The sequence below is a fragment of the Microbacterium sp. NPDC056044 genome, from assembly GCF_042267145.1.
In the GTDB taxonomy this organism is placed as follows: domain Bacteria; phylum Actinomycetota; class Actinomycetes; order Actinomycetales; family Microbacteriaceae; genus Microbacterium.
Map to the genome: position 1 here is coordinate 18,922 of NZ_JBHJWZ010000007.1, position 13,688 is coordinate 32,609.

At 70.8% G+C, this 13,688-nt stretch carries 13 protein-coding genes; 10 read left to right on the forward strand and 3 right to left on the reverse strand.

What is annotated here, in order from left to right:
• Nucleotides 1–39: 39 nt before the first annotated feature.
• A complete protein-coding gene (locus ACFC1I_RS19195) occupies nucleotides 40–363 on the forward strand; it encodes a DUF4870 domain-containing protein (RefSeq protein WP_376013775.1) in 324 nt (107 codons plus the stop codon).
• Between the two features lie 12 nt (nucleotides 364–375).
• On the opposite strand, the gene ACFC1I_RS19200 is transcribed toward ACFC1I_RS19195, so the two are convergent.
• Nucleotides 376–1,023 (reverse strand): hypothetical protein, encoded by a 648-nt coding sequence (locus ACFC1I_RS19200; RefSeq protein ID WP_376013166.1) that lies wholly within the window; start codon nucleotides 1,021–1,023, stop codon nucleotides 376–378.
• 101 nt (nucleotides 1,024–1,124) lie between these two features.
• On the opposite strand from ACFC1I_RS19200, the gene ACFC1I_RS19205 reads away from it, so the two are divergent.
• From ACFC1I_RS19205 to ACFC1I_RS19225, 5 genes are all read left to right on the forward strand, one after another.
• Nucleotides 1,125–2,984: a substrate-binding domain-containing protein gene (locus tag ACFC1I_RS19205; RefSeq protein WP_376013169.1), complete on the forward strand. Its 1,860-nt coding sequence runs from the start codon at nucleotides 1,125–1,127 to the stop codon at nucleotides 2,982–2,984.
• A gap of 11 nt (nucleotides 2,985–2,995) precedes the next feature.
• Entirely contained in the window at nucleotides 2,996–4,027 is a 1,032-nt protein-coding gene (locus ACFC1I_RS19210) for a hypothetical protein (protein WP_376013172.1), read from the forward strand.
• Nucleotides 4,020–4,688: a hypothetical protein gene (locus ACFC1I_RS19215; RefSeq protein ID WP_376013175.1), complete on the forward strand. Its 669-nt coding sequence runs from the start codon at nucleotides 4,020–4,022 to the stop codon at nucleotides 4,686–4,688. The genes ACFC1I_RS19210 and ACFC1I_RS19215 overlap by 8 nt, the downstream gene beginning before the upstream one ends.
• A gap of 69 nt (nucleotides 4,689–4,757) precedes the next feature.
• Nucleotides 4,758–6,143 (forward strand): glycine--tRNA ligase, encoded by a 1,386-nt coding sequence (locus ACFC1I_RS19220; RefSeq protein WP_376013776.1) that lies wholly within the window; start codon nucleotides 4,758–4,760, stop codon nucleotides 6,141–6,143.
• Between the two features lie 247 nt (nucleotides 6,144–6,390).
• Nucleotides 6,391–7,173 (forward strand): SDR family NAD(P)-dependent oxidoreductase, encoded by a 783-nt coding sequence (locus ACFC1I_RS19225; RefSeq protein ID WP_376013178.1) that lies wholly within the window; start codon nucleotides 6,391–6,393, stop codon nucleotides 7,171–7,173.
• Between the two features lie 65 nt (nucleotides 7,174–7,238).
• Here ACFC1I_RS19225 and ACFC1I_RS19230 read toward each other — a convergent pair whose 3' ends face one another.
• Together ACFC1I_RS19230 and ACFC1I_RS19235 are read right to left on the reverse strand one after the other, a co-directional pair.
• Nucleotides 7,239–8,753 carry a flotillin family protein gene (locus ACFC1I_RS19230; protein ID WP_376013181.1) on the reverse strand — a complete coding sequence of 505 codons (1,515 nt, stop codon included), beginning with the start codon at nucleotides 8,751–8,753 and terminating at the stop codon, nucleotides 7,239–7,241.
• A gap of 61 nt (nucleotides 8,754–8,814) precedes the next feature.
• Entirely contained in the window at nucleotides 8,815–9,282 is a 468-nt protein-coding gene (locus tag ACFC1I_RS19235) for a hypothetical protein (RefSeq protein ID WP_376013183.1), read from the reverse strand.
• A gap of 233 nt (nucleotides 9,283–9,515) precedes the next feature.
• Between ACFC1I_RS19235 and ACFC1I_RS19240 the strand changes: the two genes are divergently transcribed.
• The 4 genes from ACFC1I_RS19240 to ACFC1I_RS19255 all read left to right on the forward strand — a co-directional run bounded on the left by ACFC1I_RS19240 (nucleotide 9,516) and on the right by ACFC1I_RS19255 (nucleotide 13,658).
• Nucleotides 9,516–10,532 (forward strand): ATP-binding cassette domain-containing protein, encoded by a 1,017-nt coding sequence (locus tag ACFC1I_RS19240; RefSeq protein WP_376013186.1) that lies wholly within the window; start codon nucleotides 9,516–9,518, stop codon nucleotides 10,530–10,532.
• A complete protein-coding gene (locus ACFC1I_RS19245; protein WP_376013188.1) occupies nucleotides 10,529–11,350 on the forward strand; it encodes an ABC transporter permease in 822 nt (273 codons plus the stop codon). Before ACFC1I_RS19240 ends, ACFC1I_RS19245 begins: the two co-directional genes overlap by 4 nt.
• Nucleotides 11,351–11,489: 139 nt before the next feature.
• Nucleotides 11,490–11,942 (forward strand): GNAT family N-acetyltransferase, encoded by a 453-nt coding sequence (locus tag ACFC1I_RS19250; protein WP_376013779.1) that lies wholly within the window; start codon nucleotides 11,490–11,492, stop codon nucleotides 11,940–11,942.
• 96 nt (nucleotides 11,943–12,038) lie between these two features.
• On the forward strand, nucleotides 12,039–13,658 hold the full coding sequence (locus ACFC1I_RS19255; protein WP_376013190.1) for a DUF222 domain-containing protein: 1,620 nt from the start codon (nucleotides 12,039–12,041) through the stop codon (nucleotides 13,656–13,658).
• Nucleotides 13,659–13,688: the final 30 nt, after the last annotated feature.

The window sequence follows — 13,688 nt, forward strand, 5'->3', positions numbered from 1 at the left end:
CCGCCGCCGTACGCCTACGGCGCCCCGCAGCCGCAGCCGATGAGCCCCGCCGACGAGAAGCTGTGGGCGACGCTCGTCAACGTCGGCGGCATCTTCTTCAGCTTCTTCCCCGCGCTCATCGGCTACCTCGTGCTGAAGGACCGCGGACCGTTCGTGCGCGCCCACACCGCCACGGCTCTCAACTTCCAGCTGACGCTGCTGATCGCGTACGTCGTCGGCGGGGTGCTGAGCATCGTTTTCATCGGCATCTTCATCGTGATGGCCGCGTACGTCCTCAACATCGTGTTCTGCATCGTCGCGGCCGTGAAGGCCAACCGCGGCGACTGGTACACGTACCCGCTGTCGATCACGTTCGTCCGCTGACCGTTCTGCGGCTCACCGCGCCGCGCCGTCGTCGGTGAAGCCGAAGACCGGTGTCGCCCCGGCGAGCTCGCCGGCCGGGAGCGGCTCGTGCGCGAGAACGTGGTCGGGGTACCCCGGATAGAGCAGCGCGGTCAGCGCGTCCGCGTCGCCGTCGAAGCAGGTGCTCGTCGCTCCGACGCCGATGGCGTCGCCGGATTCGCCGCCGTTGCCGATGTCGATCACGAGCGACCCGACCTCGAGAGCGGGATCGGATGCCTCGACCCGCACCTCCCCGTCGGCCGCGGTCGCGGGTGCCGTCGTCCAGCCCCGGTCGCTCAGCCATCGCTCGAGGCGCGACGCCGTCGTGGGGGCGTCCGCCTCGAGCGTGAAGCCCTCGAACGTCGTGCGGTGCATCGCGAACGAGTAGCCGGGCCGGCAGTCGACGGGAAGGTCGCCGTACTCCTGCACCTGCCAGGTGCCGTCCGAGATGTGGACGAGGACGGTGGCCACCGCTTCTTTGAACAGCAGGTTCGCGTGGCGCGCCGAGGCGTAGAGCTCGTCGCCTTCCGGCTGCGCGCTCGCGCACCCAGGGAGTGCGAGAACGACGACGACGACGGCGGCGAGCAGCCCGGCCGCGCGGCGCCGCAGCCTCGCGGCGGGCCGCGGGGCGGGCCCGGTCACGGCGACGTCCGATCCACGCGACCAGGGTAAGCCGGTGCCTCGCGCCCGGGGAGAGGGACGCCCGTCTGCACGGGTCGACCGCTGAGCCGTAGGCTTCTGCCATGCCCGCACCAAGCCGGCGCTCGCCCGCCGACAGCTCGCCCCTCGTCCGCCTCCGACCGCGTGCGCTCGCCGGCGCCGGAGTGCTCGTCGCCTCGGCGATCGCACTGAGTGGCTGCTTCGGCCCCGGCCCCGTCGTCGAGGGAACCGACGACGGCGACTTCGCCGACGACGGCTGCACGAGCGTAGTCGTCGCGACCTCCTCCGAGAAAGTCAACATGCTCGACGCGCTGGCCGACGCCTTCAAGGAGTCGTCGCAGCACGACCAGCTCGCCGAGTGCGCGACGGTGCATCCGATCAACGTCTCCTCGGGCGACGCGACCCGCTTCCTCACCGCGGGCGGCGACTGGCCCGACGACGACACGCGCCGCTGGCCCACGATGTGGTCGCCCGCGTCGACGGTCTGGACCGATCGCGTCGCGGCCGCGGCATCCACCTCCCTCGTCGGCGAACCCCAGTCGTTCACCCATACGCCGGTCGTCTTCGGCGTTCCCGAGACGATGGCGAAGGCGCTCGGCTATCCGGCGTCGCCGATCGGCATCGCCGACTTCGAGGCGCTCTGCCAGGACCCCGACGGCTGGGCGAGCGTCGGCAAGCCGCTGTGGGGATCGTTCAAGATCTCGAAGACGAACCCGAACACGTCGACGACCGGGCTCTCGGCGATCCTGATGCAGTCGTACGAGGCATCCGGCAAGTCCGCCGACCTCACCTCGGCCGACGTGGCGGCGGCCGCGGAGTTCTCGCGCGTCTTCGAGGAGTGCGTGATCCACTACGGCGACACGACCGGCAAGGTGCTCACGCGGCTCTACGACGAGACCCAGAACGGCGCCGGCGGCTCGGGGTACGTCTCGGCGGTCGCGCTCGAAGAGACGTCGCTCCTCAACTACAACCAGGGCAACCCCGACTCGCACACCGTGCAGCCGGGCGAGAAGCTCACCCCGCCGAAAGAGAAGCTCGTCGCGGTGTACCCGTCGGGCGGCTCGATGTGGTCGGACAACCCGATCACGGTGCTCGGCGCCGACTGGGTGACGCCCGAGCAGGCCGAAGCAGGCGCGGCGTTCGCGGCCTTCCTGCAGACCGACGCGGCGCAGAAGATCCTGCCCGAGTACGGCTTCCGGCCGCTGGATGCCTCGGTGCCGCTGGGCGACCTCTTCACGGCCGCGTACGGGGTCGATCCCGCGGGGCCTGCGGTGACCCTGCCGAAGCCGGCCGTCGACGTGGTGTCGTCGGCGATCGACCAGTGGACGCAGATCCGCAAGCCGTCGTCGGTACTCGAGGTGATCGACATCTCGGGCTCGATGGACGAGGCGATCGGCGACGGCCGCTCGAAGCTCGACGGCGCCATCGAGGGCGCGCAGGCGACCCTCGGCCACTTCCGCTCGTCGGACGAGGTCGGAGTGTGGGCGTTCACGACCGGCGTCGAGTCGGCGGCCGGCAAGAACCTCGTGGTGCTGCGCGACGTCGAGCCGCTCGCGTCCGACCGCGAGTCGGTGGACTCGTCGCTCGACGACCTCCGGTTCGCGCAGCGCGAGGGCACCCCGCTGTACGACGCGATCGCCGCGGCCTACGACGAGATGCTCTCCCGCGCGCAGCCCGGCCGCATCAACGCGATCGTGCTGCTGTCGGACGGCCAGGACACCGACTCCGAGATCTCGATCGACTCGCTGCTGGCGAAGATCGGCGCCTCGACCGAGGAAGGCGGCGACGACGCCCCCGTGCGCATCTTCCCGATCGCGTACGGCGAGGGCGCCGACACCACGGCGCTGCAGCGCATCGCCGAGGCGACCGGCGGTCAGTGGTTCGATGCGTCCGACGCCGCGAAGATCGACCTCGTCTTCGCGTCCGTGATCAACAACTTCTGAACGGCGGACGGATGCTGCACCCCCTCGCCGCCGACGGCTCCGGCGTCTATGTGAACGAGGCCGAGCAGGTGCTCGCGAACGGGAACGTCTACGTCTCGAACGAGGTCAAGGGCGCGGATGCCCTGCGGCAGTCGCTGGAGCAGCAGGTGACCGACGACTCGATCGCGATCGCGGTGTTCTCCGACAACGCGTCGCTCGAGGCGACGGGCATGGACATCGTGCGGGAGCTCGCCGGGCTGCCCGGCTACCAGACGATCATCGTGGCGGTCGGCGATGACCTGTCGGCCGGCTCCCGCGTGGTGCAGCCCAACGGCGAGGCACTGCGCATCGCCAACGAGGCAGAGCAGTCGGCCGACACCCTCGAGGGGAAGATCCTGCAGACGGTCGACGGCGTCGTCGCGGCGACGCCGGCCGGTTCCGGACAGAGCGGCGGCGCCGACGCCGGCCTCATCGTCGGCGGCGCGCTCGGGCTCGTCGTGCTCGTCGCGGCGGGCGGTGCGCTGTGGGCGGTCCTCCGTGCCCGGCGTCGCCGCGCCGCGACGGGCCATCACGCGCCGCTGCCGGACAACGTCCGCCCGCTCGTCGGGCGACTGCGGGCCTTGAGCGGCGAGTATGCGGCGGCCGGGGCATCCGGAATCCGCGACGCGAACGCGGTGGCGAGCGAGGTCGCGACCGTCGCGAACAACACCACCGAGCTGTTCGATCGCCTGGGTCGCAAGGGCGACGAGGGGCAGCGGGCCACGGCCGCCGTCGAGTACGGCGAGACGCTGCGCAAGCTCACCGCGGCGCTCGACCGCGACTACCTGCTCGACATCCTGCAGCGGCCCGACCTGTGGGACGACCCCGTCGACCGCGTCCGTGAGGTGCGCACCGCGCTGACGTCGTTCGGCGCGGAGCTCGTCGAGAACATCAAACAGGTCAACGCGCGACGGGGGCTCCACTTCCAGGTGTCGCTCGACGGTCTCATCGGGCGTCGCAAGGAGCTGCAGGAGTGGGACCGCGCGTTCGAGCAGGCCGAGGACGAGGGCAAGCCCCATGAGTGAGGCCCTGCCGGACCGCGTCCCGTGGGGCAGGCCGGCGGTGGACGCCATCCCGCTGCCGCCGTTCGCGACGGATCAGGAGGCGGCCCGGTATCGGCGGCTGCTTCAGCTGCACCTCGCCCTCATCGACGACGGTGGTCCGTCGGCCGCCCTGACCGCGCTGCTGGAGACACTCGACGCCGGCAGCGGCTGGCGGGTCGAAGCGGGCAGGGATCTCAGCGGCGCCGAGCTGCGGCTGAGCTTGGCGACCTACTTTCCGGCTCCCTGGACGCCGGAGCGCCTCGCCCCGCTGCTCGCCGAGCACGTCACCTGGGGAGCGCCGGTCAAAGGCGGCGCGTCCTGGCGGTGGCTCGGCGACCCCGACTTCGGAGCCATCCCTGACTCCGGCGGCGGATGGCGCATCACCCGGCACGAGCGCGGATCCCTGGCGCACGACACCATCGGGCACGACGACCTCGTGCTGCTGTGGATGGAGCACTTCTGCTCGAGGTTCCCCTACCCGTTCGGCCACCGCGTGTCCGATGAAGACCTCGACGCCCTCGCGTCCGCTGCGGCAGCGGTGCGCGCAGCGCACGCCGACAATGTGGCCGCTCCCTACCTCGTCGGCTGGCGCGCCGAGCGCGACGCGGCGCTCGCCGCCGGGTCCTCTTCCCACGACGACTAGAATCGACGGATGCCGCGTTCAGCGGCTTCTCGCACCCTCGTGCATCCCCTCCCGACCATTGGAGCCACCGTGGCCGAGCAGTCTCGCCTCGACAAAGTCATCGCCCTCGCCCGTCACCGCGGGTTCGTGTTCCAAGCGGGTGAGATCTACGGCGGGTCCCGGTCGGCATGGGACTACGGCCCCCTCGGCACGGAGCTCAAGGAGAACATCCGCCGCCAGTGGTGGCAGACGTTCGTGCGCGGTCGGGGCGACATGGTCGGCCTCGACTCGTCGATCATCCTGCCCAAGCGCGTGTGGGAGGCCTCCGGTCACGTCGCGACCTTCACCGACCCGCTCGTCGAGTGCCTGCAGTGCCACAAGCGGTTCCGCGCCGACAACCTCATCGAGGACTTCGAGGCGCGCAAGGGCCGCAAGGCCGAGAACGGCCTCGCCGACATCCCGTGCCCCAACTGCGGCACGAAGGGCCAGTACACCGAGCCCAAGGCGTTCTCGGGTCTCGTGAAGACCTACCTCGGCGTCGTCGACGACGAGTCGGGCCTGCACTACCTCCGCCCCGAGACGGCGCAGGGCATCTTCGTGAACTTCTCGAACGTGCTCACCGCGAGCCGCAAGAAGCCGCCGTTCGGCATCGGCCAGGTCGGCAAGGCGTTCCGCAACGAGATCACGCCCGGTAACTTCATCTTCCGTACGCGCGAGTTCGAGCAGATGGAGATCGAGTTCTTCGTGCCGCCCGCCGAGGCGCAGGAGTGGTTCGACCACTGGGTCGAGGAGTGCTGGAACTGGTTCGTCGGCCTCGGCATCGACCCCGACAACATGCGCCGCTTCGACGTGCCCGAAGAGGACCGCGCGCACTACTCCGACGGCACGATCGACGTCGAGTACCGCTTCGGCTTCGCCGGCAAGGAGTGGGGCGAGCTCATGGGCGTCGCCAACCGCACCGACTACGACCTCGGCTCGCACTCCGAGGCGTCCGGCCAGTCGCTCACCTACTTCGACCAGGCCTCGGGCGAGAAGTACATCCCGTACGTGATCGAGCCGTCGTTCGGCCTCACTCGCGCGATGATGGCGTTCCTCGTCGACGCGTACCACGAGGAGGAGGCGCCGAACGCGAAGGGCGGCACCGATACCCGCACGGTGCTCAAGCTCGACCCGCGCCTGGCTCCGGTGAAGGTCGCCGTGCTCCCGCTGTCGCGCAACGAGCAGCTGTCGCCGATCGCCCGCGAGGTGGCCGAGACGCTGCGCGGCGACTGGAACATCGACTTCGACGACGCCGGCGCCATCGGCCGCCGCTACCGTCGTCAGGACGAGATCGGCACGCCGTTCTGCGTCACCGTCGACTTCGACTCGCTCGACGACCGCGCCGTCACCGTGCGCGACCGCGACACGATGAACCAGGAGCGCGTCCCGCTCGAGGTCCTCCACGCGTATCTCGCGGAGCGCCTGAAGGGCGCCTGACCCGCAGGACGATGGATGCTGCGACCCGGCCGGGTCGCAGCATCCACTCTCTCCGGGGTCCGGGTGCTCCGCGCTGTTGGTTTCGGCATTCGCTGCTGGTTCTTTCGGGCGCGAATGCCGATTTCGACAGCGCGGGCGATGGCGCGGGGCCAGCGCGGGCATCGGGGCGACGAATGGCATGGGGCGCAGCATGCGTCGTTCCACGGGTGCTATTCCCGCGGCCGCGGTGGGTGCTTAGCCTGACCTCATGGCCAGGGACTACCGCGGTACGACCGCGCTCATCACCGGTGCGAGCTCCGGGCTCGGTGCCGAATACGCGACGCAGTTCGCCGCCCGCGGCGCCGACGTCGTGCTCGTCGCCCGCCGTGAGGACCGGCTGCGCGACCTCGCCGAACGCCTCACGCGCGACCACGGCGTGCGGGCGATGCCGATCGCCCTCGACCTCACGCGGCCGGATGCCGCCGCCGCGCTGAGGACTGCGCTCGACGAGCAGGGTCTGCGCGTGCAGACGCTCGTCAACAACGCCGGTTTCGGCATGAAGGGCGACTTCGCCGAGGCGGATGCCGCGAGAATCGGACAGATGGTGCAGGTCAACGTCTCGGCACTCGTGGCGATCACGCGCGCGGTGCTGCCCGAGATGGTCGCCGACGGGCGCGGCGCGCTCATCGGGATCGCGAGCACCGGCGCGTACCAGCCGTGCCCGAACATGGCCGTCTACGGCGCCACGAAGGCCTTCGTGCTCAGCTTCACCGAGGCACTCGCTTACGAGACGAAGGGCTCGGGGCTCGGCGTGATCGCGGTGAGTCCGGGTGCGACGCGCACCGAGTTCTTCGACGTCACCGGTGCCGACGCGGCCGTGGGCCGCTTCAAGACGCCGGCGCAGGTGGTCGCCCTGACCCTGCGCAAGCTCGACAGCGACGACGTGCCGCCGAGCGTCGTGTCGGGCCGCGCCAACGCCGTCAGCGCATGGGCCGCCGGCGTGATGCCCCGTCGCCTGACCCTCGCGGTGAGCGGTCGCGTGCTCAGATAGCGGCCTCGGCAGCGACGAGCGGAACGCCCGGCCCCTCGCGGGACCGGGCGCTTCGAAGGGAGGGGTCAGCTGCCGAGTGCGGCGGCTGCGTCCTTCGCGGCGTTCTTCGCTGCCGTGCCCGCGTCGCCGGCCGCGGCCAGCGCGTCGCCGCCCGCCGTCTTCAGCGCGAACGCCTGCAGCAGCGTGTTGAGGTCGAGGCCGGTGAGACCCTTCACGACCTCGGTGCCCTCGCCGAGCACCTTGCCGACGGTCTTGGTCATCTCGGAGGCGCCGTCGGTCGACACCACGGTGAGCTTGTCGATCGAGGCGATCGGCTCGGCCGCCGCACGGACGATCTCGGGCAGGCGCGTGATGATCTCCTGCGCGAGCGCGGCCTCGCCGTACTTCTGCAGCGCGAGCGCCTTTGCGTCGGTCGCGGCGGCCTCGGCGAGACCCTCGGCCTGGATCGCGGAGGCGCGAGCGTCACCCTCGGCCTTGATACCGGCGGCCAGCGCCACCTGCTTGTCGCGCTCGGCCTCACCGGCGAAGCGCACCGCCGCGGCGGACGCCTCGGCGTCCTGGACGGCGGCGACCTTGTTGGCCTCGGCGATGCGGGTGCGCTTGAACGCGTCGGCCTCGGTCGCGGCGTTGGCCGCATCGCGGAGCGCGGTCGCGCGCTGCACCTCGGCGTACGCCTCGGCCTCGGCCGGCTTGCGGATCTCGATGTCGAGGCGCTCCTGCGTCACGAGCGCCTGCTCGGTGAGCGCCTCGCGCTCCTGCACGGCGACGAGCTTGTCCTGTTCGGCGGTGGCGAGCTGACCCGACGCCTGCGCCTCGGCGTTGGCGCGGTCGGTCTCGGCCTTGATCGTCGCCTGCTTGAGGGCGAGGGCCTTCTGGCGCTCGGCGATCTGCTCGGACGCCTCGATGCGGGCGAACTCGGAGGCGCGCGATGCCTCGGCTTCACTGATCTCGGCGACCTGGCGGGCGCGGGCGGCCTCGGCGCGACCGAGGTTGGCGAGGTAGTCGCTGCCGGGCGTCGAGATGTCGCTGATGTTGAGGAGGTCGACCTGCAGGCCCTGCTCGACGAGGTCGGCCTTGGTCTCGGCGACGACGCGATCCGACAGGCTCTTGCGGTCCGAGATGATCTGCTCGATCGTCATGTCGCCGACGATCGAGCGCAGCGAGCCCTCGAGCGACTCCTTGATGATCTCGGTCAGGAGGTCCTGCTGCGAGAGGAAGCGCTGCGCCGCACGCCGCACCCCGTCCTCGGTGCCCGAGACCTTGAAGTTGATCGACGCCTTGATCGCGATCTTGATGCGGTTCTTGTCGACGCCCTCGACGGTGATGCCGATCTGGCGCTGCTCGAGCGAGATCGAGAAGCCCTGCTGCAGGATCGGCCACACGAACGTGCGCCCGCCGATCACGACGCGCTGGCCGCTGCCCGTCTCGCCGGGCTGCGGGCGACCGGCACCGCGCCCGACGATGACGAGCGCCTCGTTCGGGGGGACGCGGCGGATGCGCCGCGCGATGAAGGTGATGAGCCCGAGCACCGCCACCACGAGGGCGACGACCGAGATGATCTGGATGAGTTCGTTCGTCATGGACGACCTTTCTCGTGGGATGCTGCGGCCCGGGGTTCCCGGTCCGGACCGCAGTGGGGATCTATTCGGCGACGACCTTGACGCGCGTGCCGGAGTGCTCGACGACCCGGATGCGCAGGCCCTCGGCGATGGGCTCGTCCGAGTAGGCGAGGCGCCGCTCGACCTCGTGAGGGCCGTCGAGGCTGACCTCGCCGCCCGCCGGCGACACCGTGGAGCGGGTGACGCCCGACAGGCCCAGCGCCGAGGCCGGCACGCCGTCCGAGCTCTTGGTCAGCCGCTTCACGAAGAGCACGGCGATGACGTAGGCGATCACCGCGAGCACGGCGGCGAGCACGTATGCCCACACGGTGTCGAGGCCGTTCGTGGTGGTGAGGGCGCCCGAGGCCCCGAAGACGACCGCGGCGATGCCGAGGGCTGTGCCCGAGATGGCGCCGTCGCCGATGTCGAAGTGATCGAAGATGTCGCCGACGATGAGCGAGATCAGCAGGACGGCGAGGCCGATGCCTCCGACGATGAGGAACGGCAGCATGATCTGTCTCCAGGCGAGGGGCGGGCCGGACGGGTCCTTCCACCCTAGCCAGCAGTTGGGACACCGCGTCCAAACCGGGCCGGGATGTGGAAAACGTGCTCCGCAGGCGTGCGGTCGCAGCATCCATCGCTCTCGACACCACGATGACAGCGGCGTGACAGCGCGACGCCGCGGGCGACAGCGGGGCGACAGTGCCGCAGGCGCACTCTGGGTGACGTCGAAAGGCGAATCCCATGACCATCACCAGTTCCGCATCCCGCACCCCCGCGGTCCGCGCCGAAGGGCTCGTCAAGAGCTTCGGCGCCAACCGGGCGGTCGACGGCGTCGACCTGACCGTCGAAGCCGGCACCGTCTACGGCGTGCTCGGCCCCAACGGCGCGGGCAAGACCACCACCATCAGCATGCTGGCGACGCTGCTGCGTCCCGACGCCGGGAAGGCCGAGATCTTCGGCTACGACGTCGTGCGCCACCCGCAGATCGTGCGCCAGCTCATCGGCCTCACCGGCCAGTTCGCGTCCGTCGACGAGACGCTCTCGGCCACCGAGAACCTCGTCATCTTCGGCCGACTCCTCGGGCTCTCGCGCATCGACGCGAAGCGCAAGGCCGCAGAGCTCCTCGAGGAGTTCTCGCTCACAGAGGCCGCCACCCGGCCGCTGGCGAAGTTCTCCGGCGGCATGCGTCGCCGCCTCGACCTCGCAGCATCCCTCATCGCCCAGCCTCCGCTGATCTTCCTCGACGAGCCGACCACCGGCCTCGATCCCCGCACCCGCGGGCAGATGTGGGACACCATCCGGCGTCTCGTCGCCACCGGCTCGACCGTCCTCCTCACCACGCAGTACCTCGACGAGGCCGACCAGCTCGCCGACCGCATCGCCGTCATCGATCGCGGCACCGTGGTCGCCGAGGGCACCGCGCTCGAGCTCAAGGCGTCGGTCGGTCAGGCGTCGCTGCTGCTGAGGCTACGGACCGGGTCCGACATCGCCGAGGCGCAGCGCGAGATCTCGCGCGCACTCGGCGTGACGGCCATCGTCTCGCCCGAGGCTGCCCGCCTCACCGTGCCGATGAGCGACCCCGACCGCGTCGCCGACCTGCTCGTCGCCTTCCGCGACGCGGACCTGCACCTCGAGGAGCTCAGCGTGCAGCAGCCGACGCTCGACGAGGTCTTCCTCACCCTCACCGGCAAGGGCGTGCCGGAGGACGACGAGGCCGCCCACGCGACGGCCGACGAACTCGAAGGAGTCCGCGCATGACCGCCATCGCGACCCCCATCACCCCGGTCGCCGACCGCGACCTCTCGAACCGCTCTACGCTCGGGCTGACCGTCCGCAACACGCTCACCATGGCGTGGCGCGGCATCCTCAAGATCCGGCGCACCCCTGAGCAGCTGATCGACGTGACGGTGCAGCCGATCATCTTCACGCTGATGTTCACGTACATCTTCGGCGGTGCGATCGCCGGCGACGTGCAGAACTATCTGCCGATCATCATCCCGGGCATCCTCGTGCAGACCGTGATCACGACCTCCGTCGTCACCGGAGTGCAGCTGCGCGAAGACATGGACAAGGGCGTGTTCGACCGCTTCCGCTCGCTCCCGATCGCGCGCATCGCGCCGTTGTCGGGCGCGCTGCTGGCCGACACCCTGCGCTACACGATCGCCACGACGCTCACCTTCACCATGGGCTTCATCATGGGCTTCCGCCCGGGCGGCGGACTCGCGGGCGTGATCGCGGCCGGACTCCTCGTCATCGCCTGTTCGTGGGCGATGAGCTGGATCTTCGCCTTCTTCGGCGTGATCGCGCGCACCGCCTCGAGCGTGCAGGGCATCTCGATGCTCATCCTGTTCCCGCTGACGTTCCTGTCGAACGCGTTCGTCCCCGCCGACACGATGCCCGATTGGCTGCAGTGGTTCGTCGAGGCGAACCCCGTCTCGCATCTCGTGACCGCAGTGCGCGGGCTCGTCAACGACGGGACGGTGACGGCCGACGTCTTCACCGCCCTGCTCGGCGCCGCGGTGATCGTGGCGGTGTTCGCGCCGCTCACGGTGCGCGCCTACATGCGGAAGGCGTGAACGGATGCTGCGCCCCGCGGTGTGACGACCGGCCGGGGTGCGTGGGGGCCGGGGTGGCGGAAGCCGCCCCGGCCCTTCGGCGTCGGCGGCGTCGGTGGCGGGTGGCGTCGGGGATGAGTGGTTGGCTGGGGGAGTGGATATGCGGGAATGTCGCCCGAGCGATGTCGAGGGGCTGACCGCGTTCCTGCGTGAGGTCGATCTGACGCTGAGCGGACTCGATGCGCCGAGCGTTCGGCTGTGGCTGGTGCGTGACGAGAACGACGCGATCGTCGGCAGCACGGGCTACGAGATCAGCGCGGACGGTCGGCACGCGCTGATCCGCAGCGTGGCGGTGCGTCCTTCGCTGCGGTCGCAGGGGAGCGGCACGGCGCTGGCGCGCTTCGCCCTCGGCCGCGCGGCGGACGAGGGCGCGACCACGGCCTGGCTGTTCAGCCGCCGCTCCGGCCCGTTCTGGCAGGGGCTGGGCTTCGTGTCCGCCGATCGCGACGAACTCGCGCGAGCGCTGGCCGGCACCCACCAGGTCCGGCTGTTCCGGCAGAGCGGCCAGCTCGACCGCGAGGTCGCGTGGTCGAAGAGCTTGCCTGCCCGGTGAGGGATGGACCTCGTCTAAGTGTCTGAGATTTCGCCGGTGCCGACTATTGCGTGTTTCGTATTTATGCTCTAATCTTGCAGTTAGCGGATCGAGCTTGTGCCCACTTTCGTTCGGTCTTCCGTCGCACCCGTCTGGGTGCTGTTCAGCGGGAGCATCATGGGCCAGCGTTTCGACACCGACGACGCGACCTGGAGCGCGCTGGATCGGGTGGTCGCCGAGATGCAGTCGACCCGGTCCGAGATCGCCCGGTTGCAGGCGGAGGAGTCGCGGCTGCTGACGGATGCTGCGGACATCGTCCGCGCCCGCGAGGACGCGCGGCGGGCGGCGGGCCGTAAGAGCCCGCACGATCTGCCGCTGCGGGAGGTGTCGGCCGAGCTCGGCGCCGCGATGCGGCTCAGCGATCGGACGGTGCAGGCGCGGATGTCGGCGGCCAGCACGCTGCGCGACGGGTTCGCCGCGACCTTCACGGCGTTGGCCGAGGGGCGGATCGACCTGGCGCACGCGGCGGCGATCGTCGACGCCGGGGCGGTGATCGCCGATCCCGAGATGCGGGAGCAGTACGAACGGATCGTGCTGGACGCGGCCGGGTTCGAGACCCCGCACCGGTTGCGGGCGATCGCCCGGGTGGTCGCGGCCCGCATCGACCCCGACCTGGCCGAGGAACTGCGCCGCCGCGCGATCGGGCTGCGTCACCTCCGCATCATCGATCTCGATGACGGCATGGCGCGGCTGCTCGCCGACCTGCCCGCCGTGCTCGCCCACGCGATCTACGACCGGCTGACCCAGATGGCCGAAGCCGAACGCGCCGCCGAACGCGCCGACGCGGCCGCGGCCGAAGCGGCGTCCGCCGCCGCGGAAGCCGCGGTGGCGGTCGTCGCCGTGGCAGGTGGGCCTTCCCGCGCTGCGGGTCGCGCCCGGCTCGAGCCGCCGACGGACGCTGCGCCACCGGCAGCAACCGGCGAACCCGGCCTGCCGCGCGGCGCCGCACCGGCAGACGACGAGGCGCGACCGGATGCGCCGACCGACGACGACGCGACCGAGCCGGGAGCGCAGGATGCCCCGCAACTCACCACCGGCCCGCAGGCCGACGCCCGGTCGCTGGACGAACTGCGCGCCGACATCTTCGCCGACATCGTCCTCACCGCCGCCCCGTCCGGCCACGGCGACGGCGACGCGTTCGCCACCATCCACGCCGAGGTGCAGATCACCATCCCCGTGCTGACCGCCGCCGGCACCAGCAACGAACCCGCCCTGCTCACCGGGTACGGCCCGATCGACGCCACCACCGCCCGCGAACTCGCCGCCGCCGCCGGCTGGGACCGGGTCATGTACCACCCGCACAGCGGAATCCCGCTCGCCGTCGACCGCTACCGATCCTCCGCAGGCCTGACACGATTCCTCCGCGCCCGAGACGAACGCTGCCGGTTCCCCGGCTGCCGACGCCGACCCTCGAAATCCGACATCGACCACACCGTCGACCGCGCCCTCGGCGGCGACACCACCGACGACAACCTCGCCCACCTCTGCCGACGACACCACACCCTCAAACACGCCACCGCATGGCGCGTCCGCCAACTCGGCGACGGCATCCTCGAATGGACCAGCCCCACCCAGCGCCGCTACCTCGACAAACCACCAGCCACCGTGCAATTCGTCCCCTCGCCGATCTTCGACAAGTACCTCGCCGCGCCCTACGACGGCCACGCACCCTTCTGATGGCCGGCCTGCGAAGCGCCCGTCTGACGG